The sequence below is a fragment of the Pseudomonas sp. 06C 126 genome (assembly GCF_001855215.1).
Lineage (GTDB): Bacteria > Pseudomonadota > Gammaproteobacteria > Pseudomonadales > Pseudomonadaceae > Aquipseudomonas > Aquipseudomonas proteolytica.
The window spans coordinates 23,668-49,807 of the sequence record NZ_MIFU01000079.1 but is presented as its reverse complement, the minus strand read 5'-3'; the positions used below and the strand labels follow the sequence as shown (position 1 = coordinate 49,807).

General features: G+C 60.7%; 23 protein-coding genes. 8 read left to right on the top strand and 15 right to left on the bottom strand.

Annotated features, from left to right (window positions below; genetic code table 11):
- Positions 1–11: 11 nt before the first annotated feature.
- From BHC62_RS11780 to aceK, 6 genes are all read right to left on the bottom strand, one after another.
- Complete coding sequence (locus BHC62_RS11780) at positions 12–1,346, bottom strand: OprO/OprP family phosphate-selective porin (protein WP_029292360.1); 1,335 nt, start codon at positions 1,344–1,346, stop codon at positions 12–14.
- A gap of 331 nt (positions 1,347–1,677) precedes the next feature.
- The gene (locus BHC62_RS11775; RefSeq protein ID WP_029292359.1) at positions 1,678–1,911 is read right to left on the bottom strand and encodes an anti-sigma factor; all 234 of its coding nucleotides are present in this window, start codon (positions 1,909–1,911) and stop codon (positions 1,678–1,680) included.
- Positions 1,905–2,519: an RNA polymerase sigma factor gene (locus BHC62_RS11770; protein WP_070995115.1), complete on the bottom strand. Its 615-nt coding sequence runs from the start codon at positions 2,517–2,519 to the stop codon at positions 1,905–1,907. Before BHC62_RS11770 ends, BHC62_RS11775 begins: the two co-directional genes overlap by 7 nt.
- A gap of 195 nt (positions 2,520–2,714) precedes the next feature.
- On the bottom strand, positions 2,715–3,836 hold the full coding sequence (locus BHC62_RS11765; protein WP_070995114.1) for a beta-ketoacyl-ACP synthase III: 1,122 nt from the start codon (positions 3,834–3,836) through the stop codon (positions 2,715–2,717).
- A gap of 226 nt (positions 3,837–4,062) precedes the next feature.
- Complete coding sequence (hrpA, locus tag BHC62_RS11760) at positions 4,063–7,974, bottom strand: ATP-dependent RNA helicase HrpA (protein WP_070995113.1); 3,912 nt, start codon at positions 7,972–7,974, stop codon at positions 4,063–4,065.
- Between the two features lie 204 nt (positions 7,975–8,178).
- Positions 8,179–9,912, bottom strand: coding sequence for a bifunctional isocitrate dehydrogenase kinase/phosphatase (aceK, locus tag BHC62_RS11755; RefSeq protein WP_029292355.1), 1,734 nt, complete (start codon positions 9,910–9,912; stop codon positions 8,179–8,181).
- 400 nt (positions 9,913–10,312) lie between these two features.
- Here aceK and BHC62_RS11750 point away from each other — a divergent pair, with 400 nt between their 5' ends.
- Both BHC62_RS11750 and BHC62_RS11745 read left to right on the top strand, forming a co-directional pair.
- Positions 10,313–11,938 (top strand): methyl-accepting chemotaxis protein, encoded by a 1,626-nt coding sequence (locus BHC62_RS11750; protein WP_070995112.1) that lies wholly within the window; start codon positions 10,313–10,315, stop codon positions 11,936–11,938.
- A 71-nt stretch (positions 11,939–12,009) separates the two neighbouring features.
- Positions 12,010–12,906: a DMT family transporter gene (locus tag BHC62_RS11745; RefSeq protein WP_029292353.1), complete on the top strand. Its 897-nt coding sequence runs from the start codon at positions 12,010–12,012 to the stop codon at positions 12,904–12,906.
- A 30-nt stretch (positions 12,907–12,936) separates the two neighbouring features.
- Here the strand turns inward: BHC62_RS11745 and BHC62_RS11740 are convergent, their stop codons facing one another.
- On the bottom strand, positions 12,937–13,797 hold the full coding sequence (locus BHC62_RS11740; RefSeq protein WP_029292352.1) for a DMT family transporter: 861 nt from the start codon (positions 13,795–13,797) through the stop codon (positions 12,937–12,939).
- A 445-nt stretch (positions 13,798–14,242) separates the two neighbouring features.
- Here BHC62_RS11740 and BHC62_RS11735 point away from each other — a divergent pair, with 445 nt between their 5' ends.
- Both BHC62_RS11735 and BHC62_RS28580 read left to right on the top strand, forming a co-directional pair.
- On the top strand, positions 14,243–14,791 hold the full coding sequence (locus BHC62_RS11735) for a hypothetical protein (RefSeq protein WP_070995111.1): 549 nt from the start codon (positions 14,243–14,245) through the stop codon (positions 14,789–14,791).
- A gap of 42 nt (positions 14,792–14,833) precedes the next feature.
- Entirely contained in the window at positions 14,834–14,998 is a 165-nt protein-coding gene (locus BHC62_RS28580) for a hypothetical protein (RefSeq protein WP_158682880.1), read from the top strand.
- Between the two features lie 44 nt (positions 14,999–15,042).
- Here BHC62_RS28580 and BHC62_RS11730 read toward each other — a convergent pair whose 3' ends face one another.
- Positions 15,043–15,981 carry an aspartyl/asparaginyl beta-hydroxylase domain-containing protein gene (locus BHC62_RS11730; RefSeq protein ID WP_029292350.1) on the bottom strand — a complete coding sequence of 313 codons (939 nt, stop codon included), beginning with the start codon at positions 15,979–15,981 and terminating at the stop codon, positions 15,043–15,045.
- Between the two features lie 249 nt (positions 15,982–16,230).
- Positions 16,231–17,205, bottom strand: coding sequence for a cysteine synthase A (gene cysK / locus BHC62_RS11725; protein WP_070995110.1), 975 nt, complete (start codon positions 17,203–17,205; stop codon positions 16,231–16,233).
- 124 nt (positions 17,206–17,329) lie between these two features.
- Between cysK and BHC62_RS11720 the strand changes: the two genes are divergently transcribed.
- The 3 genes from BHC62_RS11720 to BHC62_RS11710 all read left to right on the top strand — a co-directional run bounded on the left by BHC62_RS11720 (position 17,330) and on the right by BHC62_RS11710 (position 20,559).
- Positions 17,330–18,406 carry a DUF748 domain-containing protein gene (locus BHC62_RS11720; protein ID WP_070995109.1) on the top strand — a complete coding sequence of 359 codons (1,077 nt, stop codon included), beginning with the start codon at positions 17,330–17,332 and terminating at the stop codon, positions 18,404–18,406.
- Positions 18,407–18,523: 117 nt separating this feature from the next.
- Positions 18,524–19,369, top strand: a complete 846-nt coding sequence (locus BHC62_RS11715; protein WP_029292347.1) for a MoxR family ATPase — start codon at positions 18,524–18,526, stop codon at positions 19,367–19,369.
- A gap of 11 nt (positions 19,370–19,380) precedes the next feature.
- Positions 19,381–20,559 (top strand): VWA domain-containing protein, encoded by a 1,179-nt coding sequence (locus BHC62_RS11710; RefSeq protein WP_029292346.1) that lies wholly within the window; start codon positions 19,381–19,383, stop codon positions 20,557–20,559.
- Positions 20,560–20,673: 114 nt separating this feature from the next.
- Here the strand turns inward: BHC62_RS11710 and BHC62_RS11705 are convergent, their stop codons facing one another.
- From BHC62_RS11705 to BHC62_RS11695, 3 genes are read right to left on the bottom strand one after another with little or no spacing between them, the layout of a single operon-like run.
- Positions 20,674–21,588, bottom strand: coding sequence for a biotin-dependent carboxyltransferase family protein (locus tag BHC62_RS11705; protein WP_070995108.1), 915 nt, complete (start codon positions 21,586–21,588; stop codon positions 20,674–20,676).
- On the bottom strand, positions 21,585–22,289 hold the full coding sequence (locus tag BHC62_RS11700; protein ID WP_070995107.1) for an allophanate hydrolase subunit 1: 705 nt from the start codon (positions 22,287–22,289) through the stop codon (positions 21,585–21,587). The genes BHC62_RS11705 and BHC62_RS11700 overlap by 4 nt, the downstream gene beginning before the upstream one ends.
- Positions 22,286–23,029, bottom strand: coding sequence for a 5-oxoprolinase subunit PxpA (locus tag BHC62_RS11695; protein WP_070995106.1), 744 nt, complete (start codon positions 23,027–23,029; stop codon positions 22,286–22,288). Before BHC62_RS11695 ends, BHC62_RS11700 begins: the two co-directional genes overlap by 4 nt.
- 178 nt (positions 23,030–23,207) lie before the next feature.
- Between BHC62_RS11695 and BHC62_RS11690 the strand changes: the two genes are divergently transcribed.
- Positions 23,208–24,146, top strand: coding sequence for a LysR family transcriptional regulator (locus BHC62_RS11690; protein WP_070995105.1), 939 nt, complete (start codon positions 23,208–23,210; stop codon positions 24,144–24,146).
- A 166-nt stretch (positions 24,147–24,312) separates the two neighbouring features.
- Here BHC62_RS11690 and BHC62_RS11685 read toward each other — a convergent pair whose 3' ends face one another.
- The 3 genes from BHC62_RS11685 to BHC62_RS11675 are packed head-to-tail and all read right to left on the bottom strand — an operon-like array spanning position 24,313 to position 26,138.
- Positions 24,313–24,855 carry a DUF2937 family protein gene (locus BHC62_RS11685; RefSeq protein WP_029292341.1) on the bottom strand — a complete coding sequence of 181 codons (543 nt, stop codon included), beginning with the start codon at positions 24,853–24,855 and terminating at the stop codon, positions 24,313–24,315.
- An 11-nt stretch (positions 24,856–24,866) separates the two neighbouring features.
- The gene (locus BHC62_RS11680) at positions 24,867–25,643 is read right to left on the bottom strand and encodes a class II glutamine amidotransferase (RefSeq protein ID WP_029292340.1); all 777 of its coding nucleotides are present in this window, start codon (positions 25,641–25,643) and stop codon (positions 24,867–24,869) included.
- A gap of 30 nt (positions 25,644–25,673) precedes the next feature.
- A complete protein-coding gene (locus tag BHC62_RS11675; protein WP_029292339.1) occupies positions 25,674–26,138 on the bottom strand; it encodes a hypothetical protein in 465 nt (154 codons plus the stop codon).
- Positions 26,139–26,140: the final 2 nt, after the last annotated feature.

The following is a 26,140-nucleotide window of genomic DNA, read 5'->3' as shown; positions in this document are numbered from 1 at the left end:
ATTACAGTTGCTTAGAACACGTACTGCACACGACCGACGATGGAGTCACCGCTGTCATCGCCATTGGCGTTGGTGATTTTGTCGGTGCTGACCTTGCTGTAGTTCAGCGACAGCTTGACCGCCTCGTTGGCGTACCAGTTCACACCCAGGGTGTTCACGTTGGCCTTGGCGTCGCCGGTTTCGCGGGTAGCGCTGCTGACGACGATGTTCTTGTCGTCAACCTTGATGCTGTCGTAGCGGTAGAACACTTCCCAGGCGCCGAATTGCTTGTTCTCGGGCTTGATCGCGTCGAACTTGCCGCCGTCGAGCTTGTAGGCACGGGACTCGCCGGTCAGGGTGTAGGCCAGTTGGCCGTAGAAACCGCTGGTTTTCACGTCCTGGTAGGCATTGCTGTCAGCTTTCATCTTGCGGCTCAGGGCTTCAGCCTGCACCGAGAATGGGCCGGTTGCGAAGGCAAACTCACCACCGAACACGGTGTCGGTGTCATAGGCGCCCACTGCGGTCAGGTTGCTGGCGTTCAGGCCCAGACCACCGCCGAAAGTAGCGCGGTTGCCGTTGGAGCCGGCATCGTTGCCACCGGTGGTCGCTACGCCACGAGCGCCGAGACGAGGACGAATCCGCGAGTCGAAGGCTGCATCGTTCAGATCACGTGCCGCCACGTTCAAGCCGAAGTGCAGGACGTCGCCGCCTTTGTTCATCGGCGCCAACACGATACGGCCGTTGAATTGCTTCACGCCCTTGCCGTCTTCGTCGTTGATGTCCTTGGAGGCCAGGCTGGCGGAGCCGTAGAACATGTCCGCCGCAGTGCCGCTGACCTGGATGCCCATGCCGTTTTCGTGGGTGTTGACCCAGTCCGCAACCTCGTAAGCGGAGTTACGCTCCATGGCGGTGATCCACTTGGAGCTGGTGGCTTTTTCCAGGCCAAAATCCGGGTCAAAACGACCGACGCGGATGGTTACTGGCTTGAAGCCCACATAGGACATGGACGCTTCGTCGAAGTAGCCGTCGTCGGAGTTACCCGAGTTGTGGGAGAAGTCGTAGTTGAGCTGGTATTTGAAATCCTTGTAGACGGTGCCACCCAGCTCCAGGAAGGCGCGACGGAAGTAAGCGGCGTCGCCCGAGTCACCGTTCTTGGTGTAGAAGCCGTCAAATGAGCCGTAATCGGCTTGCAGGCGACCACCCAGCTTGAAGCTGAAGTTCTGGTCGGTAGTAGCAACCTCAAGGCCGCCCTTGGTTTTGACAACGATATCGGCGCCGTCAGTAGTGACAGTACCAGCGAAAGCCTGGGCGGTAACGGCCAGGGCCAGGGCGCTGGCCGCGAAACCGGCGAAGTGCTTACGGATCATCGAAGAATTCCCCTAATTGGTGGTCTTTTGCGTTGGAAAACACACGGGTTCTGCCCCGCTGGTGTTGGGAGGGGATCTTGGCGAGGGGATATTTCAGGCAAGTTGCTGCAAGATAAATATTTTATTACAGGGGAACTTTATTACAACCACTGGAAATAAGCGCAAAGCTAGAGCCGGCGCGGGCTTGAGCAAAAAAAGTACGAGAAATGCCAGGTGAAAAAAAGGTGAAAAAAACTTACGAACCTGCAATGTTTTTCAGCGCAGGGCTTTTCGCCGACACAAAAAAGCCCACGACGGCGACGTCGCGGGCGTTGGGTCCAGCAGAAGGCGGTCAGGAATTGCGCTTGAGTTCCGAGGCCAGGCGTTCGGCCAACCCTTGTGCATCCGGCACCTCGGGTTCGGGCAGGATGCGCAAGGTGGCTTGCATCAGCCGCATCTGGCGAATGAAGCGCCGGCAATTGGCACAGAACATCAGGTGATGGCGCATCAGCAGGCGCTCGCGAAAGGTCAGTTGCCCATCGAGATAATCACTGGAGCGTGCCACTTGTTCTTTGCAGGTCAACATTCGCCGGTTTCCTCGAAATGCTCCACCGTGGCGAAGACTTTAAGCCGCGCCCGATGCAGCAGTACACGCACATTGGAGAGCGAGACTTCCAGAAGATTACAAATTTCTTCCAACTCCAGGCCCTGGCGTTCGCGCAGCAGCAGCACGCTGCTTTGCAGCTCGGACAGACTGAGCAGCGTGTGCTCCAGACATTCACGCAGCTCGTTTTCGGTGAGCAGCGCCTCGGGGGTGTCCTGATGCCAGGCAAAGGGCGCGATCAGCCAATGCTCGTCGCCGGCGGCAAAGCGCTCATCACCAATGGTCCCGTGGGGCGACGGCAAGTCGTCGAGCAAAACTTCCCGGCGGTTCTGTTTGTAACGCCCCTTGGCCGAGTTGGCGGTGATGGTCAGCAGCCAGGTCTTGAGGCTGGAGCGCCCTTCGAACTTGGCGAGGCTGCGTACCACCGAAAGCCAGGCGTCCTGGACCACTTCGTCAGCGTGGCGCTGGCCAACGATGGCGTAGGCCACCGCACGCATGGCGCTCTGGTACTGGGTGACTAACTCCTTATAGGCCTGCTGCTCGCCCTTGAGCAGGCGCTCAAGCAAGTGCGCGTCGTCGGCTGCTGCCATTCAGAATCTCACTGTGTTGAGGGGAGCCGTTGTGGCGAGGGGGCTTGTCCCCCGCTGGGCTGCGCAGCAGCCCCCATAAAACCCACTGAGTAGTGTCAGGCAGACCGAGGGGGTGGTTTTGGGGCTGCTGCGCAGCCCAGCGGGGGACAAGCCCCCTCGCCACAACAAGCCTCCACCGATAGGCCTCTTGGCCACTCAGCGCTTGCGCAGGATCACGCTGCCAATCGAATACCCGGCGCCAAACGAGCTGAGTACCGCCAGCGCGCCCTTGGGCAGGTCGTCCTGGTAGGTGTGGAACGCAATCACCGAACCCGCCGAACTGGTGTTGGCGTAGGTATCGAGGATCACCGGCGCCTCTTCGATCTCGGCTTCACGGCCCAGCAGTTTCTTGACGATCAGGTGGTTCATGCTCAGGTTGGCCTGGTGCAGCCAGAAGCGCTTCACGTCGGTCACGCTCAACTGGTTTTCAACCAGGTGCTGGCCGATCAACTCGGCAACCATCGGGCAGACATCACGGAAGACTTTGCGGCCTTCCTGCACGAAAAGTTTATCTGGCGCACCAATGCCCTCTTCAGCAGCGCGGTTGAGAAAGCCGAAGTTGTTGCGGATGGTATTGGAGAACTTGGTCAGCAACTTGGTGCTGACAACGTCGAACTGGTGCTCGGAAGTGGCCAGGTCGGCACGCTCCAGAATCACCGCGGTGGCCGCATCGCCAAAGATGAAGTGGCTGTCGCGGTCACGGAAGTTCAGGTGGCCGGTGCAGATCTCCGGGTTGACCATCAGGATCGCCCGGGCCTGGCCCAGTTGGATGCTGTTGCAGGCGTTCTGGATGCCGAAGGTCGCCGAAGAACAGGCCACGTTCATGTCAAAACCGAACCCCTGGATGCCCAGGGCTTCCTGGACTTCGATGGCGATGGCCGGATAGGCGCGTTGCAGGTTGGAGCAGGCAACGATCACCCCGTCGATATCGGCCGCAGTCTTGCCGGCGCGCTGCAGGGCTTGCTCGGCGGCGCCCACGGCCATCTGGCAGAGGATCGACCACTCGTCGTTGGAGCGCTCTGGCAGGCGCGGGGTCATGCGCTTGGGGTCCAGAATGCCTTCCTTGTCCATGACAAACCGGCTCTTGATACCCGAAGCCTTTTCGATAAAGGCGGCGCTGGATTCAGTCAACGCCTGAACGTCACCCTGCTCGATAGCCACGGCGTTGTCGGCATTGAACTGTTGAACGTAAGCATTGAAAGACTGCACCAGCTCTTCGTTGGAGATGCTGTTGGCCGGGGTGTACAGGCCTGTGCCGCTGATGACGACGTTATGCACGGTCGTTCCTCTAAATCTGTTCAGGCAGAAGGGATTGGTACCTTCGTACCAAACCGTAAGTCGCTCTAGTCCGCCGCGCGGACATCAAACGGGGAAACGCTTTGTCCCGGCGCGTCGAGGCTGATACAGCCAATCTAGACGATCCTGGCATTTATAACGGCGAAGTTTGCCATAAACCGGGGGGTTTGGCGCCTGTCACACGCGCACCTGCCCCCGGGATTGCAGGTCAAGGCTCCACCTGGCTCCACTGTTTGCTCAAACGCTTGTCGGAAATCGGTACCTTGGTGCCCAACTGCTGGGCAAACAGCGACACCCGGTATTCCTCCAGCCACCAGCGGTAAAGCTCCAACTGCGGATCGCGCTTGCCTTCCTGGGTGTGCTTGTTCAGCCGCGTCTGGTACTGGCTCCACAGGCCGCTCAACTCGCCGCTCCAGACCCGATCCTTCTGCACCTGGCTGGGCAGTTTTTCCAGGCGCAGTTCGATGGCCTTGAGATAACGCGGCAGTTCCTTGAACCACTGCGCCGGGGTTTCGCGCACAAAGCCTGGGTACACCAGGTTGCTCAGTTGTTGCTTGATATCGTTGAGTGCCACGGCCTGGGCCAGGTCGATCTTGCCCTTGAAGCGCTTTTGCAGGCCGTGCCACAGCTTCAATACTTCCAGGGTCAGGCGCGCCAGGCGTTCGGCATGTTCGGTCCAACTGCCGCGTTTGCGCTCGGCCAGGGCCGCCAAACCAGCGCCATCCCTCGGCAGGCTGGCCTCGCCTTCCAGCACGCAGCTGTCGAGGCTGGCCAGCAGAATGTCTTCCACCAGGGCATCGATACGTCCCAGCTCGCGGTACATCAGCCCCAGCTCGGTAAGACCGGGCAACTTGCCGCGCAGGAATTTTGCCGGCTCGGCCAGTTGCTGCATCAACAGACGCTGTAAGGCACGGCGATGCTGGAACTCGGCTTCGGCAGCAGTGGAGAAGCGCCCTTCCTTGACCGTCCCGTTTTCCTCCACCAACGCCGGATACACCGTCATCGACAGCCCGGCAATCTTTTGCTGGGTGGTCTCGGCCACGGCGGCGAAGACCTTGGCCTCCACCGGCAACTGGCTTTTGGCAGTCTGCGGCACCGCCAGGGCGGCCTGGCTGGCTTCGACAAAACGTGCTGTCAGCGCGGCCAGGTCGCGGCCCTCGCCGAGGAACTTGCCCTGGGCGTCCACCACTTCCAGGTTCATTTTCAGATGGTTTTCCACCTGCTGCGCGGCTTCGCTCCAGGCTTCATCGCTGACCCGCGCCCCCGTCATGCGCAGCAGCTCGCGCCCCAGCGCCTGAGGCAGCGAGCCCTGGGCAAATTCGATACGTTGCAGCGCAGCCTTGACGAAGTCCGGCACCGGCACGAAGTTCTTGCGCAGGGCCTTGGGCAGGTTGCGCACCAGGGCAATGCACTTGGCCTCGATCAGCCCGGGCACCAGCCACTCCAGGCGCTCGGCAGGCAAGGCCGGCAACAATGGGGCGGGCACGCGCACGGTCACGCCGTCGCGCGGGTGATTGGGTTCAAAGTGATAACTCAAGGCCAGGGCCAGGTCACCCAGGTGCAGCGTGTCCGGATAATGGGCAGCGGTGACTTCACTGGCCTCGCGCGCCAGCACGTCTTCTTCGCGCATGATCAGCAGTTGCGGGTCTTTCTGGCTGGTGATCTTGTACCAACTGTCGAAGGTCGCCGTCTGGTGGATCTCCGCCGGCAGGCGCGCATCGTAGAAGGCGTACAGGGTTTCTTCGTCGGCCAGGATATCGCGGCGCCGGGCCTTGGCTTCCAGTTCATCCAATTGCTCCAGCAACTGCTGGTTGGCGGCCAGGCACTTGGCCCGGGACTGGATCTCGCCACGCACCAGGCCTTCACGGATAAACAGCTCGCGCGACACCACCGGGTCCACCGGCCCGTAATGCACCGGCCGGCGTCCCACCACAATCAGGCCGAACAGGGTGATCTGCTCGAAGGCCACGACCTGGCCGCGCTTCTTCTCCCAATGGGGCTCGAAGTGGTTTTTCTTGATCAAGTGCCCGGCCAGGGGCTCGATCCAATCGGCATCGATCTTGGCCACCATGCGCGCATACAGCTTGGTGGTTTCCACCAGCTCGGCGGTCATCAACCATTGCGGGCGCTTCTTGCCGATCCCCGACGACGGGTGAATCCAGAAGCGCCGCTGACGGGCACCCAGATAGTCGCCCTCTTCGGTCTTCTGGCCGATCTGGCTCAGCAGGCCGGACAACACCGCCTTGTGCAGTTTCGGGAAATCCGCCGGCTCCTTGTTGACCGTCAACTGCATGTCACGGCAGATCAGGCTCAACTGGCGGTGGGAATCGCGCCACTCGCGCAGGCGCAGGTAGTTGAGGAAATTCTTGCGACACCAGTTGCGCAACGGGCTGGCGGTCAATTCCTGGCGCTGCTCTTCAAAGCCGCGCCACAGGTTGACCAGACCGGCGAAGTCCGAATCGGGATCCTTCCATTGCGCGTGGGCCTGGTCGGCCGCTTGCTGGCGCTCCGGCGGGCGCTCGCGCGGGTCCTGGATCGACATGGCACTGGCGACGATCAGCACTTCCTGCAAACTGCCGAGCTTGGCCGCTTCCAGCAACATGCGGCCCATGCGCGGGTCCACCGGCAGGCGCGCCAGTTGCCGGCCCAGGGGCGTCAGTTGGCTGTTGCGGTCCACCGCCGAGAGTTCCTGCAGCAGGTTGAAGCCATCGCTGATGGCCTTGCCATCCGGTGGCTCGATAAACGGGAAGTCGGTGATTTCGCCCAGGCGCAGGTGCAGCATCTGCAGGATCACTGCCGCCAGGTTGGTGCGCAGGATTTCCGGATCGGTAAATTCCGGGCGCCCGATAAAATCTTCTTCGCTGTACAGGCGCACGCAAATGCCCGGTTCAACCCGGCCGCAACGCCCCTTACGCTGGTTGGCGCTGGCCTGGGAAACCGCCTCGATCGGCAGGCGCTGGACCTTGGCGCGGTAGCTGTAGCGGCTGATGCGGGCGGTGCCGCTGTCGATCACGTAGCGGATGCCCGGCACGGTCAGCGAGGTTTCCGCGACGTTGGTCGCCAGCACCACGCGCCGCCCCGGATGGGACTGAAAAATGCGCTGCTGTTCGGCCGGCGACAGGCGCGCGTACAACGGCAGGATTTCCGTGTGCTTGAGCTGGGCCTTGCGCAGCATGTCGGCGGCATCGCGAATCTCGCGCTCACCGGGCAGGAACACCAGCACATCGCCCGGGCTCTTGCGCTCGCTGCGTTCAAAGGCGGCAATTTCATCGAGGGTGGCGAGGATCGCCTGGTCCACGGTCAAGTCGTCTTCGACGCGGTTGCCCTCTTCGTCCTGCTCCAGGGTCAGTGGGCGGTACCAGGTTTCCACCGGGAACGTACGCCCCGAGACCTCGACAATCGGCGCATCGTCGAAGTGCTTGGAGAAGCGCTCCAGGTCGATGGTGGCCGACGTGATGATGACTTTGAGGTCCGGGCGACGTGGCAGCAGGGTCTTCAGATAGCCGAGCAGGAAGTCGATGTTCAGGCTGCGCTCATGGGCTTCGTCGACGATGATCGTGTCGTAGCGCTCGAGGTAGCGGTCGTTCTGGGTCTCGGCCAGCAGGATGCCGTCGGTCATCAGCTTGATCAGGGTGTTGGAGTCGCTCTGGTCCTCGAACCGCACCTGATAGCCGACCAGCGCGCCCAAAGGCGTCGCCAGTTCTTCGGCAACCCGACTCGCCACACTGCGCGCCGCAATACGCCGAGGCTGGGTATGGCCGATCAAGCCGTACTGGCCGCGACCGATTTCCAGGCAGATTTTCGGCAGCTGCGTGGTTTTACCCGAGCCGGTCTCGCCCGCGATGATCAACACTTGGTGTTTTTGCAGCGCCGCCTTGATTTCATCGCGCTTGGCGGCGATGGGCAGGCTGTCGTCGTAACGAACCTGCGGCACGCTGGCCGCGCGCGCCGTGACCTGGGCACAGGACGCCTGCATGCGTGCCACCCACTGCGCCAGCTTCTCCTCATCGGGCTTCTTGCGCAGCTCAAGCAACTGCCGGCGCAAGCGGTGGCGGTCGGCGAGCATGGCGTGATCGAGGTTCTTCAGGAGTTGGTCGATAGCGGGCGCTTGGTCAGTCATCAGGTACTTTGCAGGTCGTCTATTTATGCACGGCCGGCAATTGTGGCAGAAAAGCGCCCGCAACGTTAAAGGCCGCGTAAATCACGTTTGGGAGCTGTCGAGCCCCACCCCAGCGAGGCTGCGATGACGGCGGCACTGCCTGCATCAATGTTGCCTGCCCCACCGCTATCGCGGGCAAGCCCGCTCCTACACGGATTAGTGCCCTTATTCGTTATCCAGGCCCTTGCGCCGGTACGGAAACACATCAATCACTTTCCCCGCCCGAATCGCCTCTTGCAGGCCTTTCCAGTAGTCGGCGTTGTACAGCTCACCGTGCAACTCATCGAACAAGCGCCGTTGCCCGGCATCCGCAAACAGGAACGGCGGGAACTCCTCGGGGAATACGTCCAGCGGGCCGATGGAATACCACGGCTCGGAGGCCATTTCATCTTCCGGGGTTCGGGGTGCCGGGATATGGCGGAAGTTGGCTTCGGTGAGGAAGCAGATCTCGTCATAGTCGTAGAACACCACGCGACCGTGGCGGGTGACGCCAAAGTTTTTCAGCAGCATGTCGCCGGGAAAGATATTCGCCGCCGCCAGCTGTTTGATTGCCAGGCCGTAATCTTCGAGGGCTTCGCGCACCTGGGCCTCATTGGCGTTTTCCAGGTAGAGGTTGAGCGGGGTCATGCGCCGTTCGGTCCAGCAGTGACGAATCAGCACCGTGTCACCTTCCACCTCGACCGTGCCCGCAGCCACTTCCAGCAGTTCGGCCAGGCATTGGGGCTCGAATTTGCTCAACGGGAAACGGAAGTCGGCGAACTCCTGGGTATCAGCCATGCGCCCGACCCGGTCGACACTTTTGACCAGGCGGTACTTCTCGATAACCGTCGCACGGTTGACGTTCTTCGACGGCGAGAAACGGTCCTTGATGATTTTGAACACCGTGTTGAACCCCGGCAGGGTGAACACGCTCATGACCATCCCCCGCACGCCCGGGGCCATGATGAACTGGTCGTCGGTGCTGGCCAGGTGGTTGATCAGCGCCCGGTAGAACTCTGACTTGCCGTGTTTGTAGAAGCCGATGGAGGTGTACAGCTCGGCGATGTGCTTGCCCGGCAGGATGCGTTTGAGAAAACCGATGAATTCCGCCGGTACCGGCACATCCACCATGAAATAGGAGCGGGTGAACGAGAAGATGATCGACACATCGGCTTCGTCAGTGATCAGCGCGTCGATGCGGATGCCCTGCCCTTCGCGATGCAGCAGCGGGATCACCAGCGGCCACTGTTCGTCGCGGGTATAGAGACGACCCACCAGGTATGCGCCTTTGTTGCGATAGAGCACCGAAGAAAACAGCTCGACGTTGAGGTCCGGGTCCTTGCAGACCCAATCCGGCAGGCTCTCGCGCAGTTGCGCTTCGAGGCGCTGCAGGTCGGCGGCCAGGTCGGCGTAGGGCTCGCTGAAGCGGTAGTCGCTGAAAATCTGCTCGAGCATGCCCGCCAGTTGGCCCTGGGGCTTGTAGGTGCGGGTTTGCGCAGCGCGGGCGCGACGCAGGCTCGGGCGAGTGGTGTGGATGAACATGCAGCCGTCGCTGATCAGGTCGTGGCTGAACAGCCCGCAAAAGATCGAGTTGTACCAGGTTTCGGACAGCTCATCGTCAAACCGCAGGTCGATCAGGCTGATATAGGCGCTCTTGACCAGTGGCCAGGACTTGATATCCAGCAACGCGCCTGCGTCAAAGGTTGCCCGCAGGCGCGTGGTGACTTCACCGACCTTTTCTTCGTACAGGTTGATCCGCGCCGCCGAGGCGGTTTGCGCCTCCTGCCACTGGGCCTTCTCAAAGCGCTCGCGGGCGCCGTCGGTGATCTGGCGAAAATGCTCGCGGTAATCGTCGAAGCCATCAAGGATCATCTGTGCGATGGACTGCGCGGTGTCGATGGCAGGCGTTTGCTGCGGCATGTCGGAGACCTCTGCGGGCGTTCGGAAGCCCTGAGATTAGCCAGAGTCCGCAAGCAGGAGAAGTACAATTTTCGCCGGGCGATGCCACGCGGATCGGTGCGCGACAAACAAATGTTTACGATTTTTTAATTCGACCATCCGGTCAATAAAACACCCCAAAGTCACGTCGCGTCGATGAATCGATTCACCTGAAGGCCGCAAAAGCCGGGCGCTGGCACCAAAAGCAGGGAACAACTCAGGCCGGCGTGGGCTCTGCGGCCTTATACAAACGTGGATCCAATGTAAGGGAAACCCTGATTACCTCAGTGATGGCACTTTGCTATATAGCCACCCCCTTCCCTGATAACAAGGTCAAAAGACCGGCTCGGGAACGGCTTTAAATCGCCCAAGGAGCATTGCAATGTCATTGAGGAATATGGGGATCGGCCTGCGCGCCAGTCTGAGTTTTGCGGTATTGGCCGGCCTGCTGGTGCTGGTCGGGTTGTTTGGCCTGGGGCAGATGGCCAAGCTGCGCGAAAGTGCCGCCATCATTGAAACGGCTTGGATGCCGAGCATCGAGAACATCCACGACAGCGCCGCCAACGTCGCGGCGATCCGCCTGGAGGCGCTGCGCTTGTTGACCACCGATGAGTCGGCGGTGCGCGAGCGCAGCAAAGGTTTGATCGCCAAGGAGCGCGCGCAGTTGCAGGAGCGCCTGGACAATCACCAGGCCCTGTTGAGCAATGATCAGGAGCGTCAGCTACTGGACCAGCTCAAAACCGCCGCGGCGGGTTATATGACCATCGTCGACCAGTTGATCCAACGGGTAGACCAGGATGAGCAGATGCAGGCCCTGACCTTGCTCACCGACAAGTTGACGCCCCAGGGCGTGATCCTCGGCCGGAGCCTGGACGCGTTGATCGACTTCAACCAGCAAGGCGCGCAGGATGCGGCGCAATCGGCGGCGCAGGTGTATCAGAGTGCACAGTGGATCGTCGGCGTCATCATCGCAGTCGCCCTGATCGCGACGTTGCTACTGGCCTGGCTGTTGACCCGCAGTATCACCACGCCCCTGGCGCAGGCGTTGCGCGCGGCACGTACGATTGCCTCCGGCGACCTGAGCCAGCCGATTCACGTGCAGGGCAAGGACGAACCGGCACAGTTGCTGGGCGCCCTGGCCACCATGCAGGAGCAATTGCAGGCGACCATTCGCGGTATCAGCGAATCCGCCCAGCAATTGGCCTCGGCCGCCGAAGAGATGAGCTCGGTGATGGAGCAAAGCACTCGCGGCCTGCAAGCCCAGAACGATGAAATCGAGCAGGCCGCCACCGCCGTCACGCAAATGAGCGCGGCAGTGGATGAGGTAGCGGGCAATGCGGTCTCCAGCGCCGAAGCCTCCCAGGCGTCCGATGAAGACAGCAAGCACGGGCACTATCAGATCAGCGAAACCATCAGCTCGATCCAGAACCTGGTCAACGAGGTGCTCGACGCCTCGGGCAAGGCCGAGGGCCTGGCAGTGCAGGCGCAAGACATCAGCAAGGTGCTGGAAGTGATACGCGGGATTGCCGGGCAGACCAACCTGCTTGCGCTCAACGCCGCCATTGAAGCCGCCCGCGCTGGCGAGGCCGGGCGGGGCTTTGCGGTGGTGGCCGACGAGGTACGTTCCCTGGCACAACGGACCCAGGACTCCACCGAAGAAATCGAGCAGATGATCACCGGTATCCAGCAAGGCACGCAGGACACGGTCGGCGCCCTCACCAGCAGCGCCGAGCACGCCAGCCAGACGTTGCAACGGGCCAACAGCGCAGGCAGCGCCCTGGAAAAAATCACCGCCGCCATTTCGCAGATCAACCAGCGCAACCTGGTGATCGCCAGTGCTGCCGAGCAACAGGCGTCGGTGGCCCGGGAGGTGGATCGGAGCCTGGTGAACATCCGCGACCTGTCGACCCAGACCGCCGCCGGGGCGACCCAGACCTCGGCCGCCAGCCAGGAGCTGTCGCGCCTGGCGGTGGACCTCAATGGTTTGGTGACGCGCTTTATTGTGTAGTGGATACGTAAAAGATTGTGTCAGACAGGTCCCTGGGCAACACTCTCGCCCTGATTAAAAAGGAGCTGTCCGTGAGACCTGTCGACACCCTGTACCTGCTGGTACTGGCCGCCATCTGGGGCGCGAGCTTTCTGTTCATGCGGATTATCGCCCCCGAGATCGGCACGATTCCTACAGCATTCTTCCGGGTGTCAATTGCCGCAGCCGGTTTGCTGGTGATCCTGGCAATCCTGCGGGTGAGCTGGGATTTTCGCGGTAAATTCAAAACCGTGCTGTTGCTTGGGGTGATCAACTCCGGGATCCCTGCGACCATGTATTCGGTGGCGGCGCAGGTCTTGCCCGCAGGTTATTCGGCGATTTTCAACGCGACGACGCCGTTGATGGGCGTATTGATTGGCGGGCTGTTTTTCCATGAACGGCTGACGCTGTCGAAGATTACCGGAGTAGGCCTGGGTTTGTTCGGCGTGGGCATCCTCACGCGGGCCGGGCCGGTGGCCTTTGACCTGGAACTGCTGATGGGCGCCCTCGCCTGCCTGCTGGCAACCACCTGCTACGGCTTCGCCGGCTTCCTGGCGCGCCGCTGGCTGGATCAACAGGGTGGCCTGGACAGCCGTCTTTCGGCCTTGGGCAGCATGCTCGGTGCCACATTGTTTCTATTGCCTTGGTTTGGCTGGAGCGCCATCAGCCATCCGCCCGCCAGTTGGGGTGGCTGGAATGTGTGGTTGTCGCTGCTCGGTTTGGGGCTGTTGTGTACGGCGTTTGCCTACATCCTGTACTTCCGCCTGCTGACATCCATCGGGCCGGTGAAGTCGATGACCGTTACCTTCATGATTCCGCCGTTCGGCGTGTTGTGGGGCGCATTGCTGCTGGATGAACCGTTGTCCATGGCCCATCTGTATGGCGGGATGTTGATCGCGGGGGCGCTGTGGCTGGTGCTACGCCCAGGGAAACTGATCAAGACCGTGTAGGAGCCGGCTTGCCGGCGCCTACACGGGGTATCAGGCTTTACGGAAAACGAACACCAAGCCGACGATGATCAACCCCATCCCCAGCACACTCAGCAGCGCCAGCCGATTGCCAAAGATCAGGTAGTCCATCACCGCAGTCACCGCTGGCACCAGGTAGAACAGGCTGGTGACATTCACCAGGTTGCCCCGGGCGATCAGGCGGTACAGCAGCAGCGTCGCCAACAGTGACACCACCAGCCCCATCCACAACACCGGCAGGTAAAAGCGGCTGCTGTGCTCGAAATGAAAAGGCTGGAACGGCACGAACACTGCGCACAACAACAAGCCCGCCAGGTACTGCACTGGCAAGGTGCCCAATGGGTTCTCGGTAATGCGCTTCTGCATGATCGAGCCCAGGGTCATGCTCGCCAGCGCCAGCAAGCCAAACAGCATGCCGGCCAGGGACATGCCGGCCAGACCGATGCCCTGGTACACCACCATGATCAGCCCCACCAACCCCAGCGCCAGGCCGAATATCCGACGCCATGAACGCTGGCGCTCCATCAACACCACGGTGAGGATCGGTTGCACGCCCATGATGGTTGCCATCACACCAGGGGTGATCTTCAAGTCCAGGGCCAGCAGATAGAAAATCTGATAGGCCCCCAGCAGCACCAGCCCGGTGGCCACCGCATACCACAGCGGTTTGCCCGGGCGCGGCAACCTGAGCTTGAGGATCGGTACCAGCACCACCAGGCCCGCCAGGGCAATGGCAAAGCGGATCAACAGGAAGGCAAAGGGTGATGCATGAGCCAGGCCCAGCTTGGAGAAAATCGCCCCGCTGCTCCACAGCAGGACAAACAGGCTCGTCGAGGCCGCCGCGGCCACGGATTGTTTCGAAAGAACAGACATGATGAACACCTGTAGTCAGGCAAAAAGCCAACTCAGCCAAGGCTGAAATTCAGTAGGTTCGGTACAGGCAGGCAACGGGCAACAGTGATCTGCTGATCAGCCCGAAATGCCAACGCCCGGCGGTGATACGACTGCGTACACCGGCGTGCTACTGACAGGTGGAGGGTAATGACTGATCTGCGCAGGCTGCTGGCTCCCACACGGCACGACCGCAGCGTTGACCGCTGAATCGACTACCGCTATGCGTGGGGAAGCAGGCATGGGCTGATCTTTTTTGAAGGGATTAAAGGTGCTGTGAAACACCTGGCGCCGACTATAACCAGCCGGTGACACGCTTTGCAATGGCTTTGCCAAAAGGCCAGTAAGGACAAGTTGAAAAACCACCTCTAGCCTTGGGAAAAACCAACTCACTCCTCTTCAGGAGGCTTTCGACTCATGACCGCCAATGCCAAAAACACGCGACTCCTTGCGATACCAGCTCTACCGATCCAAAGCTTTACGCCTTGCGAATGCATCGACTCAACAGTGGTACAAAAACCTGAAACACACCGACGCCCAAGGCGCAGAGATCGACTTGACCCATGTCCGTTTTGAATTGATCGACAGCCATGCATTGGCTGCCTATCAGGACTGGGCAGAAGACTCTCACTTCTCATGGGACGAGGTTGCGACATGGAAAGGCCGTGAACCGATGGCGTTCGATTTGTCCCTCTGGTACGACGAGGTGCTCTGTGGGCTGTGCTTTGCCAATCCCAATCAAAGCCGATTGCGGATCAAGGTCATCCGCCTGGAGGGAAGACCTGGAAAATCCCACCCTTTGAAAAGCCGCATAGCATCACTGACGATGATTGCCATCGACCATTACGCGAGAATCATTGGCAGCCAATGGATAGAAATTCAGGAGCCCGCACCCGGGGCTATTCCCCTCTATCAAAACCTGGGCTTTGACTTCGATTCACGGGGCAGGCTTGTGATAGCGGTAGAGAACGAATAGCATCGCAAACATGTTCAATTAATGATCAATCGTGGAGGCTGCATGGGAGAACTTATTAAAAAACCCGTCGCCCGAAAAGCGTCGTCCAAGGCCGGCCAGGAACCTAAAAGCACTGTGCTGACCGCCAATCAGCGCCGTTTTCTCAGCGCGGCTATGGCCGGCAACGTTGAAGAACCAAGCCTTTTGGCGGGTCACCCGGAAAAATAAAAGTCATAAAAAAACCGCTCATACGAGCGGTTTTTTTGAACCCATCAGCCAAACAACCAATACACCAACGCCCCCACCACCACCGCCGCCAATACCGGCCGCATGACGCGATAGGCTTTGGGGTGCTTGCGCTTCCACTGCTTGACCACACCACTGAAGCGATCGCTGAAGCTCTTGCTCCAGGCATAGGCCTGGTTGATCCCGCCCACGCGCTCGTCGTCCAGGTTCTGTGGCGCAGTCGCGCGGCCCAACTGGGCACTGACCCAGCGGTTGATGCGGGTCATCAATCGGTTGCTCAGGGGGCGTTCGATATCGCAGAACAGAATCACCCGGGTCTTCTCGGTTTCGTTCTTCACCCAGTGCACGTAGGTTTCGTCGAACATCACATCTTCGCCATCGCGCCAGGCGTAGATCTGGCCATCGACGAAAATGCGGCAGTCGTCGGAGTTGGGCGTCGACAACCCCAAGTGATAGCGCAGGGACCCGGCAAACGGGTCGCGATGGGGATTGAGGTGGCTGCCGCCCGGCAACAGGGCAAACATGGCGCCCTTGACGTTGGGGATGCTGCTGACCAGGGCCACGGTTTTTGGGCACAGCAACTCGGCCGACGGCAGTGGTTTGTCGTACCACTTGAGGTAGAAGCGCTTCCAACCCTTCTTGAAGAACGAGCCAAAACCGGCATCGTTGTTCTTCTCGGCGGCGCGGATATAGCCTTCGTCAAACAGGTGCATGGCCTCGTCGCGGATCACTTCCCAGTTGTCCTTGAGCACATCCAGTTCCGGGAACTTGCTGCGGTCCAGGTACGGCTTGGACGGCACAGCCGAAAAGATGTACATCAAGGCGTTGTACGGGGCGAACAGTGCCGAATGGTTGACGAACTGGCGCAGCACCGGCAAACGCGCCTTGCCGCGCAAATGCACGTAAAGCGTACTGCCGATAAACAACAGCAGCACCGACAGCTTGGCGGCCAAAGAAAAGGTCATGCAGCAACTCCTGGAAATAGCCTCCCGGCAGCGGGAAACCCGACATAGCAGCCGGCCATGATAAACACTCCAGGCCGGAGGAAAAACCCGCGTTATCCAACAATACGTTTTAAGGGGTGCGCGGCGAGTAAACAATTATGCATAAAGGGCATCAAACCGGGCTGATTTGGATCAACCCGATTTCTGTAGGAGCGAGCGTGTCTGCAAGGGGCATTCAGGGTCTTCGTGGGCAAGCTCGCTCCTACAGCGTCAGGCCTGGTTTTCCTGGTCGGTGAACAGATCGCTGAACAGCATGCTCGACAGGTAACGCTCGCCGGAGTCCGGCAGGATTACCACAATGGTCTTGCCCTGCATTTCTGGTTTCTCCGCCAGGCGTACCGCGACGGCCATCGCCGCACCACAGGAAATCCCGCACAGGATGCCTTCTTCCTGCATCAACCGCAGCGCCATGGCCTTGGACTCATCGTCACTGACCAACTCCACCCGGTCGACCATCGACAGGTCGAGGTTCTTCGGCACAAACCCTGCGCCGATCCCCTGGATCTTGTGGGGGCTGGGCTTGATTTCCTCACCGGCCAACGCCTGGGTAATCACCGGCGAGCTGATGGGCTCCACGGCCACCGAGAGGATCGGTTTGCCCGCTGTATTCTTGATGTAACGCGACACACCGGTGATGGTCCCACCCGTGCCGACACCCGCTACCAGCACATCCACGGCGCCATCGGTGTCGTTCCAGATTTCCGGGCCGGTGGTTTTTTCATGGATGGCCGGGTTGGCCGGGTTGTCGAACTGGGACGGCATGAAGTAGGTCGCCGGGTCGCTGGCAAGGATTTCGCCAGCTTTCTCGATCGCGCCCTTCATGCCCTTGGCCGGCTCGGTCAGCACCAGTTCAGCGCCCAGGGCCTTGAGCACCTTGCGCCGCTCGATGCTCATGGAGGCAGGCATGGTCAGCAGCAACTTGTAGCCACGGGCAGCGGCGACAAAGGCCAGGCCAATCCCGGTGTTACCCGAAGTCGGCTCGACGATGGTCATGCCAGGCTTGAGTTTGCCGCTGCTTTCCGCGTCCCAGATCATGTTCGCGCCGATCCGGCACTTCACCGAATACCCAGGGTTACGCCCTTCGATCTTGGCCAGGATGGTCACGCCACGGGGCGCGATGCGGTTGATCTGAACCAGGGGCGTGTTACCGATGGAGTGCGCGTTGTCTGCAAAAATGCGGCTCATGGCGGGGTCCTTTAGGCGGTTTCAAGAAGGCAACAAGGGTATGCCTCGTACTCCAAGGCGTCCAGTCGAGGAACGTTGGCGCTGCCTGCGTAGTCAACCGCCTATACACAGGGAGGAAAAACCTATGAAGCGTCGCTACAGTTGGCCGATATGGACGGTCGCCGGGCTGGTGGTCGTGCTGGTGGCACTGGATATCGCCCTGCCCTACCTGGTGCGCAACTACCTCAACGAAAAACTCGCCGATATGGGCGACTACCGTGGCCAAGTGACTGATGTCGACCTGGCGCTATGGCGCGGCGCGTACCGGATCAACGGCCTGCAGATCGTCAAGGTCGATGGCAAGGTGCCCGTACCGTTCGTCAAGGCCCCGGTGATCGATCTGTCGGTCAGCTGGCATTCCTTATGGTACGACCATGCGGTTGTAGCCGAAGTGCAATTCGTCGAGCCAGAACTCAACTTCGTCGACGGCGGCCCCAACAAACAGGCGTCCCAGACCGGTCGCGGCACCGACTGGCGGGCACAACTGGGCAAGTTGCTGCCCATCACCCTCAACGAAGTGCGCATCGACGACGGCAAGATCGCCTTTCACAACTTCAATTCAAAGCCGCCGGTCAACATCGGCGCCACCCAGGTCAACGCCAGCCTCTATAACCTGACCAATGTGGTGGACGTCGAAGGCAAGCGCGATGCGCGCTTTGACGGCAAGGCCATGTTGCTGGGGCATGCACCACTGGAAGCCAGCGCGACTTTCGACCCGCTGAGCAACTTTGAAGACTTCGAGTTCCGCTTCCGCGCCCGTGATATCCAGCTCAAGCGCATGAACGACTTCGCCTCGGCCTATGGCAAGTTCGACTTCAAAGCCGGCACCGGCGACGTGGTCATCGAGGCCCAGGCCGAAAAAGCCCAACTGACCGGTTATATCAAGCCACTGTTGCGGGACGTGGAAGTCTTCGACTGGCAGCAGGATGTGGAGAACAAGGACAAGGGGATTTTCCGCTCGATCTGGGAAGCCGTGGTCGGCGCCAGCGAAACCGTCCTGAAGAACCAGAGCAAAAACCAGTTCGCCACCCGAGTCGAGCTCAGTGGCAGCGTGCACCAGCAAAATATCAGCGCATTCCAGGCGTTTTTGCAGATTTTGCGCAATGGTTTCGTCCAGGCGTTCAATGCCCGCTACGAACAACCCAAGCCCAGCGCGGATTGACCGTGGAGTGACTGGTCATTCAGAGACTGAATAACCCGTCTGCGTTCACAGTCACCGGGGCTGCGCGCTATAGTCGCAGGCATGCTGACTACCGGCGTCATGTTCGAGGATTGAGAAATGAAGTTCGAAGGCACCCAGGCCTACGTTGCCACCGATGACCTGAAACTGGCGGTCAACGCCGCCATCACATTGGAGCGCCCGCTGCTGGTCAAGGGCGAGCCGGGCACCGGTAAGACCATGCTCGCCGAACAACTGGCCGAATCGTTCGGCGCACGCTTGATTACCTGGCACATCAAGTCCACCACCAAGGCGCACCAGGGCCTGTATGAATACGATGCGGTCAGCCGCCTGCGCGACTCGCAGCTGGGCGTGGACAAGGTCCATGACGTGCGCAACTACCTCAAGAAAGGCAAGCTGTGGGAGGCTTTCGAGTCCGAAGAGCGGGTGATCCTGCTGATCGACGAGATCGACAAGGCCGACATCGAGTTCCCCAACGACCTGTTGCAAGAACTCGACAAGATGGAGTTCTACGTCTACGAAATCGACGAGACCATCAAGGCCAAGAAGCGCCCGATCATCATCATTACCTCCAACAACGAGAAAGAGCTGCCGGATGCGTTCCTGCGTCGCTGCTTCTTCCACTACATCGCCTTCCCCGACCGCACCACCCTGCAGAAAATCGTCGACGTGCACTACCCGGACATCAAGAAAGACCTGGTCAGCGAAGCGCTGGACGTGTTCTTCGACGTGCGCAAGGTGCCGGGCCTGAAGAAAAAACCTTCCACCTCCGAACTGGTGGACTGGCTCAAGCTGCTGATGGCCGACAACATCGGCGAAGCGGTGTTGCGCGAGCGTGATCCGACCAAGGCCATCCCGCCACTGGCCGGCGCCCTGGTGAAAAACGAGCAGGATGTGCAACTGCTTGAGCGCCTGGCGTTCATGAGCCGTCGCGGCACTCGATAAGGGCTTTTGCCATGCTGCTCAACCTGTTCAATGAAATGCGTGCAGCCAAGGTGCCGGTCTCGGTGCGTGAGCTGTTGGACTTGATCAACGCCCTGAAACAACGGGTGACCTTCGCCGACATGGACGAGTTCTACTACTTGTCCCGGGCGATCCTGGTGAAAGACGAGCGCCATTTCGACAAGTTCGACCGTGCCTTCGGCGCCTACTTCAACGGCCTGGAAAAACTCGACGATCACTTGCAGGCGCTGATTCCCGAAGATTGGCTGCGCAAGGAGTTCGAGCGTTCGCTGAGCGATGAAGAGCGCGCGCAGATCCAATCTTTGGGCGGCCTGGACAAGCTGATCGAAGAGTTCAAGAAACGCCTGGAAGAACAAAAGGAACGCCACGCCGGCGGCAACAAATGGATCGGCACCGGCGGCACCAGCCCGTTCGGTTCCGGCGGCTTCAACCCCGAGGGCATTCGCGTGGGCGATGCCGGCAAGCGCCAGGGCAAGGCGGTCAAGGTCTGGGATCAACGCGAGTACAAGAACCTCGATGATTCGGTGGAGCTGGGCACGCGCAATATCAAGGTGGCGCTGCGCCGCCTGCGCAAATTTGCACGCCAGGGTGCGGCCGAAGAGCTGGATATCGACGGCACCATCGACCACACCGCCCGCGACGCTGGCCTGCTGAATATCCAGATGCGCCCGGAACGGCGCAACACGGTCAAATTGCTGTTGCTGTTCGACATCGGCGGCTCGATGGATGCCCACGTGAAGATCTGCGAGGAGCTGTTTTCGGCCTGCAAGACCGAGTTCAAGCACCTGGAGTACTTCTACTTCCACAACTTCATTTATGAATCAGTGTGGAAGAACAACATGCGCCGCACCTCCGAACGCACCTCGACCCAGGACCTGCTGCACAAGTACGGCGCTGACTACAAGGTGATCTTTATCGGCGATGCGGCCATGGCGCCTTACGAAATCACCCAGGCCGGTGGCAGCGTGGAGCACTGGAACGAGGAGCCGGGGTATGTGTGGATGCAGCGGTTCATGGAGAAGTACAAGAAGCTGATCTGGATTAACCCGTACCCGAAAGATACCTGGGGCTATACCTCGTCGACCAATATCGTGCGGGATTTGATTGAGGACCAGATGTATCCGCTGACCTTGCGGGGATTGGAAGAAGGGATGCGCTTTCTCTCTAAATAGGTGGTGAATTCACTGACGCTATCGCAGGCAAGCCAGCTCCCACATGGAATGCATTCACATACTTTACTGTGTGAACGCAGTTTAAATGTGGGAGCTGGCTTGCCTGCGATGCCTTTAGCGGTTCATAAATCGCTGCAAATAGCTCAGATGCTCCCGGTGCGCCGTCTCCTGCATCACCGGTGCCAACCGCACCTTCTCCCCCGGCAGGCACTGGGCCAGGCGCGCCAATGACAACGGCGTCAACGCACCCAATCGCGGGTAGCCGCCAATGGTCTGCCGGTCATTGAGCAACACAATCGGCTGCCCATCCGGCGGTACCTGGATTGCGCCCAAGGGGATGCCTTCGGAGATCAGCGACGCGCCCTGATACGCCAGCGGCGTGCCCAGCAGGCGCATGCCCATGCGGTCGGCGCGGCTGTCCAGGGCCCATTCGGTGTTAAACGCATCGAACAGGCTCTGGCCGCTGAACTGGCCGATCTGCGCACCGAGAATCACGTCCAGGGGCGCCGCTGGGTGTAATTGTTCCACAGGCAACTCACGCAAATTGCTGCTCGTGCCGCAATAGGCAAGCGTAGCGCCTTCAGCCAGGGCCCGGCCAAACCCGTCCAAACCGCCCAAGGCCTCGCGGCCAACACTGGCACAACTGCCCAGCACCTTGGGCGCATCAAAACCTCCCGGCGCCGCCAGGTAAGCCCGTGCGCCACGGTGTGGTTGGGTGAAGCGCAAACGCTGGCCTTTTTGCAGAATGAAACTACGCCCTGGGCTGACGGCACGCTCGTCGATGTACGCCCCCAGGTCAGCACCGGCCAGTGCCAGCACGCAATAGCCTTGGGCCTGGACGGTAAAACCGCCCAAGGTGATCTCCACCACCGGCGCATCCAGTGGATTACCCAGCAGCCAATTGGCCCAGGACATCGACACCCAATCCAGCGCGCCACCCTGGGTCACGCCCAGATGCCGCACACCAAAACGCCCGGCGTCCTGCAACAGGCACAGCGCGGTGCTGGCCTCGATCAACAAGCGGCTCATGCCTGGGCCTCCAAGGGCGTGTCATCGCCACCCAGGTTGATAAATTCAGCGCGGCCGATGGCTTCGAAACGCACACTGTCGCCTGGCTGCATGAGGCTGTAGCCATCGCGCTCGCGGTCGAACAGTTTGGCCGGGGTGCGGCCGATCAGGTTCCAGCCCCCTGGGGACTCCACTGGGTAGGCTGCGGTCTGCCGCTCGGCGATGCCGACGCTACCCGGCGCCACGCGTTTGCGCGGGGTGTTCAGGCGTGGCGCGGCGAGCTGTTCTTCGACCAGGCCCATAAAAGCAAAACCTGGGGCAAAACCGAGGGCGAAAACCTGATAGTGATGCTGGCTGTGGCGCCGAATCACCTCGTCGACCGCAAGCCCGCTGCGCTGGGCGAGCAAGGTCAGTTCAGGGCCGACGCTCAGGTCGTACCACACCGGCAACACGTGACAGTGCCCGCTGCCCTGTGCCTGTGGCTGCAGGTCGGTAAGCGCCTGATCGATCAGCTCCCGTGCCTGTGCCGGACTCAGCGCCAGCAGGTCGTAATGCACCATCAGCGTCGTGTAGGAAGGCACCAGGTCCACCAACACCGAGCCAAAGCCCTCGCGCAGGCGGCGCGTGGCGGCGAGCATCCAGGGCATGTTGTCTTCGGCTATTGCATCAAACAGGCGCACCATCAGGCAGTCGATGGCCACTACTTCAATCCGTGGCTTCATGGTGGCGTCAACGCGTGGCGAATGCGCTGCACCGCCGCCACCGAGCTGGCGTTATCGCCATGCACGCAAAGGGTGTCGGCCTGCAACAGCAAGGGGCTGCCATCGCTGGCAACCAGGGTTTCGCCACGGGCAATGGTCAGGGCCTGCTGGAGGATGACCTGCGCATCATGATGAACGGCCCCGGGCAACTGGCGCGAGACCAGGTGCCCGGCGTTGTCATAGGCGCGGTCGGCAAAGGCTTCGAACCACAGGGTCACGCCATACTCATCACCCAGGGCCTGGGCGGCGCTGTTGTCGCGGGTAGCCATGAGCATCAACGGCAGCCTCGCGTCGTACGCCGCCACGGCCTGGATCACCGCGCGCAGTTGCGCAGGCTTGGCCATCATGTCGTTGTACATCGCGCCATGGGGCTTGACGTAGCTGACCCGGCCACCCTGGGCCCGGCAGATACCGTCGAGGGCACCGATCTGGTAATGCAGCAGGTCCTGGAGTTCCTCGGCCCCATACGCCATGGAGCGGCGGCCAAAGCCTGCCAGGTCCTGATAGGCCGGGTGCGCACCGATCTGCACGCCATGCTGCAATGCCAGGGCGACGGTCTTGCGCATGATGCTCGGGTCGCCGGCGTGGAAGCCGCAGGCAATATTGGCGCAATCAATGAATGGCATGACCTCGGCATCCAGACCGATGGTCCAGGCGCCAAAGCTTTCGCCGATGTCGCAATTCAGTAGCAGGCGGCTCACGGTGAAGACTCCTGTAGGCTTTATTTTTTTGTAGTGTGGGATCTTTTACCAAGATCCCGCAACGATGTTGTCCTGAGCCCCGACGACGCTTATCGTGAGACAGCCCGATTTTTGGCGCGCAGCCCCTGCTGCGTCCAACTAATAAAAACCGATCCATGCATAAGAAAAAGTTGATCCCATGAATTTGAAGTTCCTCGAAACCTTCGTCTGGGTAGCCCGGCTCAAGAGCTTCCGGCTGACGGCAGAGAAGCTGTTCACCACCCAGGCCTCGATCTCCAGCCGCATTGCGGTACTGGAAAGCGAGCTGGGGGTGAAACTGTTCCTGCGTGACTCACGAGGGGTGAGCCTGACCCCGGATGGGATTAAGGTGCTCGATTATGCCGAGCAGATGATGGTCACCATGCAGGGGCTCAAGCAGTCGCTGGAAACCACCAGCAGCAAGGTCGGACGCATCCGCATCGGCGCGATGGACACGGTGATCCATACCTGGCTCAGCCCGCTGGTGACCGAACTGATGGACCACTTCCCCCTGGTGGAAATCGAGCTGGTCGCCGATACCGCGCTCAACCTCAGCGATCAGCTGCAAAAAGGCTTTCTCGATCTGATCCTGCAAACCGACCTGCTACGCCAGGAATCGGTGCGCAGCCTGGAACTGGCCAGCCACCCCATGGGCTGGATCGTCGCCAGCCATAGCATCTACAACCGTGACTACGCCTCCCTGGCCGAGTTGGCCCAAGAGCGGATCATCACCTATTCGAAAAACTCCCACCCGCACCAGGACGTGCTGAGCCTGATGCAGGCCCATGGCGTGGCGGCGCCGCGTATGAACTGTGTGAATTCGGTGTCGGCCATCACCCGCTTGCTGCGCGACGGCTTCGGTATCGGCGCGCTGCCGCCGGTGCTGGTCAGCGAAGAGTTGGCGCGGGGCGAACTGGTCATGCTGCCCATGACGCAACGCTTACCAAACCTGCAGGTGGTGGTGTCGTGGCGGGTGGGCGTGGAGTTGGTGGAGGAGATTGTTGCGTTGTGCCAGAGCGTCGTGGCGCGGTATGCCGAGGAAGTGGGTGAAGAACGCATGGTGCTCAGTCACCCACCCTCACTGAAGAAACCCGATTGAAACGGCAGGGGCTGGATTGGGTGGGAGCTGGCTTGCCTGCGATAGCCTCACCGCGGTGCAACTGTTGTACCGAGGCACATTTTTGCCGCAACGCGCAAACCTAAGCAGATAGAGCCCTTGTGGGGTGCAGGCCAGTGCCTACACAAACCCCGTTCCACATTTGGATTTACAAACCCTTGAGGTCCCGCTCTTCAATCGGTCGGCTCTGGCGCAGACGCTTGCCACCCAGTACCACCCAGTCGATCAGGCGGAACAGGCATTCCAGGCCGAACGACAACAGCATCGCCCCGCCCAGGCCCCAGCCCATGGCTTCGGGGGTCAGGAGGATCTGGTAGCTGTAGCCATTCCAGGTCTCCTTGCGGATATCCGGGTCGGCGGCCACCGCCACCTGCAAGGCGCGGATGTACCACGGCCCCTGCATGGCCTGGAACTGCTTGTCCAACGCCACCTGGCGATCGAGCAAGGTGCCAAGGCTGTTGGCATCGCTGCGGAACACCGGATCCTCACTGGCGCGGTAATGCGCCACCAATGCCTGCAAATCGCCATTGAAGAACTGCTGCGCAGTGCTTTCAAACCCGCGCAGGCCGGTCTGGGCTTCGATCAAATGGGCTTCGACGCGCTTGGCGTAGTCGTTGATAAACCCCGGGACTTGCACCCCGACCAACAAGCCGATGGCAAACAACACCAGGCGCAGATAGCTGAGCAACATAATCGACGTCCTTATGCGGTTGTACCCTGGCGCACGCATTCACCGCGCCGCCACAGGCTCCACTGGCCCGGTTCGTAGCGGGTCCAGGTCTCGTTTTCGGTCAAGGGTTCGGTGGCAATCACCGTTACTACATCGTTTGGCGTGGTTTCGGCCTGAAAATCGACGATCACGTCGACATCTTTCAGGCGCGCAGGGCCAAATGGTGCGCGACGGGTGATCTGCGCCAGTTTGGTCGAGCAGTAGCAGAACAGCCAGTCACCATCACTGAGCAGGCAGTTGAACACGCCTTTGCTGCGGTATTCGGCGCAGGCGGCGATCAGGTCCGGCAGCACTTGCTCGATATCCACCGGCTCGGGAAACGCCTCACGAATACGGTTGAGCAGGTCACAGAACGCCGCTTCGCTGTCGGTATCGCCTACCGGCCGGTAGAACGTGGCCTGGGGCGTGAAGTCGGCCAACTGGCCGTTATGCGCAAAACACCAGTTGCGCCCCCACAATTCGCGCACGAACGGATGGGTGTTGGACAGGCTGACCTTGCCGACGTTGGCCTGGCGGATATGGCCAATCACCACTTCGCTCTTGATCGGATAACGCTGCACCAGCAGCGCCACCTCAGACTCGCTGCTGGCCGCCGGGTCCTGGAACAGCCGCAGGCCACGGCCCTCGTAGAAGGCAATGCCCCAGCCGTCGCGGTGCGGCCCGGTACGCCCACCGCGCTGCATCAGCCCGGTGAAGCTGAACACGATATCGGTCGGTACGTTGGCACTCATGCCCAATAATTCACACATGCCAGGACTCTCGATGCAGGGCTTACAACGTTAAAGACGCGGCTCGACCCGCATGCCACTGACAGGGGCCGGCGGCCGGCCATAGGGTTCGTCGTCTTCAGGCTCGGCCGCGACCGCTGCCGCAGCGGCGGCCTTCTGCTCACGCCGGGCCTTGGCGGCACGCTCGATGGGCCAGCGGATCAGCACAAAGACCAGGTACAGGCCAAAGGCAATCATCGCGTACATGAGCAAATCGGAAACCGCTCGCCAGGCGTTATTGCCCACCTTGAGCAGCAGATCCAGGGCGGTGATGGCCACGGCCGGGGCAAACTGCTCCTTGACCGGGTCGACAATGGTCGGGCTTAACAGCAGCACCGCCATCAGCAACCGCAGCGGTTCGCGCAGCCAGCGCCAGATCCAGCGGGTCAGGCGAAACCACACCAGCAGGCAGCCCAAAGCGGCGAAGGCGTAGAGGCCCCAAGCGGTCAGATAGTCGTTCTCGGTCATGGTGTCCATGG

What these genes read in the sequence shown, in the direction of transcription:
- BHC62_RS11770 (WP_070995115.1), bottom strand. Translation starts at nt 2,519, where the DNA reads ATGGCAGCAGCCGACGACGCGCACTTGCTTGAGCGCCTGCTCAAGGGC.
- BHC62_RS11740 (WP_029292352.1), bottom strand. Translation starts at nt 13,797, where the DNA reads ATGTCTGTTCTTTCGAAACAATCCGTGGCCGCGGCGGCCTCGACGAGC.
- BHC62_RS11700 (WP_070995107.1), bottom strand. Translation starts at nt 22,289, where the DNA reads ATGAAGCCACGGATTGAAGTAGTGGCCATCGACTGCCTGATGGTGCGC.
- BHC62_RS11680 (WP_029292340.1), bottom strand. Translation starts at nt 25,643, where the DNA reads ATGTGTGAATTATTGGGCATGAGTGCCAACGTACCGACCGATATCGTG.
- BHC62_RS11775 (WP_029292359.1), bottom strand. Translation starts at nt 1,911, where the DNA reads ATGTTGACCTGCAAAGAACAAGTGGCACGCTCCAGTGATTATCTCGAT.
- BHC62_RS11675 (WP_029292339.1), bottom strand. Translation starts at nt 26,138, where the DNA reads ATGGACACCATGACCGAGAACGACTATCTGACCGCTTGGGGCCTCTAC.
- cysK (WP_070995110.1), bottom strand. Translation starts at nt 17,205, where the DNA reads ATGAGCCGCATTTTTGCAGACAACGCGCACTCCATCGGTAACACGCCC.
- BHC62_RS11690 (WP_070995105.1), top strand. Translation starts at nt 23,208, where the DNA reads ATGAATTTGAAGTTCCTCGAAACCTTCGTCTGGGTAGCCCGGCTCAAG.
- hrpA (WP_070995113.1), bottom strand. Translation starts at nt 7,974, where the DNA reads ATGACTGACCAAGCGCCCGCTATCGACCAACTCCTGAAGAACCTCGAT.
- BHC62_RS11705 (WP_070995108.1), bottom strand. Translation starts at nt 21,588, where the DNA reads ATGAGCCGCTTGTTGATCGAGGCCAGCACCGCGCTGTGCCTGTTGCAG.
- BHC62_RS11735 (WP_070995111.1), top strand. Translation starts at nt 14,243, where the DNA reads ATGCCAAAAACACGCGACTCCTTGCGATACCAGCTCTACCGATCCAAA.
- BHC62_RS11780 (WP_029292360.1), bottom strand. Translation starts at nt 1,346, where the DNA reads ATGATCCGTAAGCACTTCGCCGGTTTCGCGGCCAGCGCCCTGGCCCTG.
- BHC62_RS11730 (WP_029292350.1), bottom strand. Translation starts at nt 15,981, where the DNA reads ATGACCTTTTCTTTGGCCGCCAAGCTGTCGGTGCTGCTGTTGTTTATC.
- BHC62_RS11715 (WP_029292347.1), top strand. Translation starts at nt 18,524, where the DNA reads ATGAAGTTCGAAGGCACCCAGGCCTACGTTGCCACCGATGACCTGAAA.
- BHC62_RS28580 (WP_158682880.1), top strand. Translation starts at nt 14,834, where the DNA reads ATGGGAGAACTTATTAAAAAACCCGTCGCCCGAAAAGCGTCGTCCAAG.
- BHC62_RS11710 (WP_029292346.1), top strand. Translation starts at nt 19,381, where the DNA reads ATGCTGCTCAACCTGTTCAATGAAATGCGTGCAGCCAAGGTGCCGGTC.
- BHC62_RS11685 (WP_029292341.1), bottom strand. Translation starts at nt 24,855, where the DNA reads ATGTTGCTCAGCTATCTGCGCCTGGTGTTGTTTGCCATCGGCTTGTTG.
- BHC62_RS11720 (WP_070995109.1), top strand. Translation starts at nt 17,330, where the DNA reads ATGAAGCGTCGCTACAGTTGGCCGATATGGACGGTCGCCGGGCTGGTG.
- BHC62_RS11750 (WP_070995112.1), top strand. Translation starts at nt 10,313, where the DNA reads ATGTCATTGAGGAATATGGGGATCGGCCTGCGCGCCAGTCTGAGTTTT.
- aceK (WP_029292355.1), bottom strand. Translation starts at nt 9,912, where the DNA reads ATGCCGCAGCAAACGCCTGCCATCGACACCGCGCAGTCCATCGCACAG.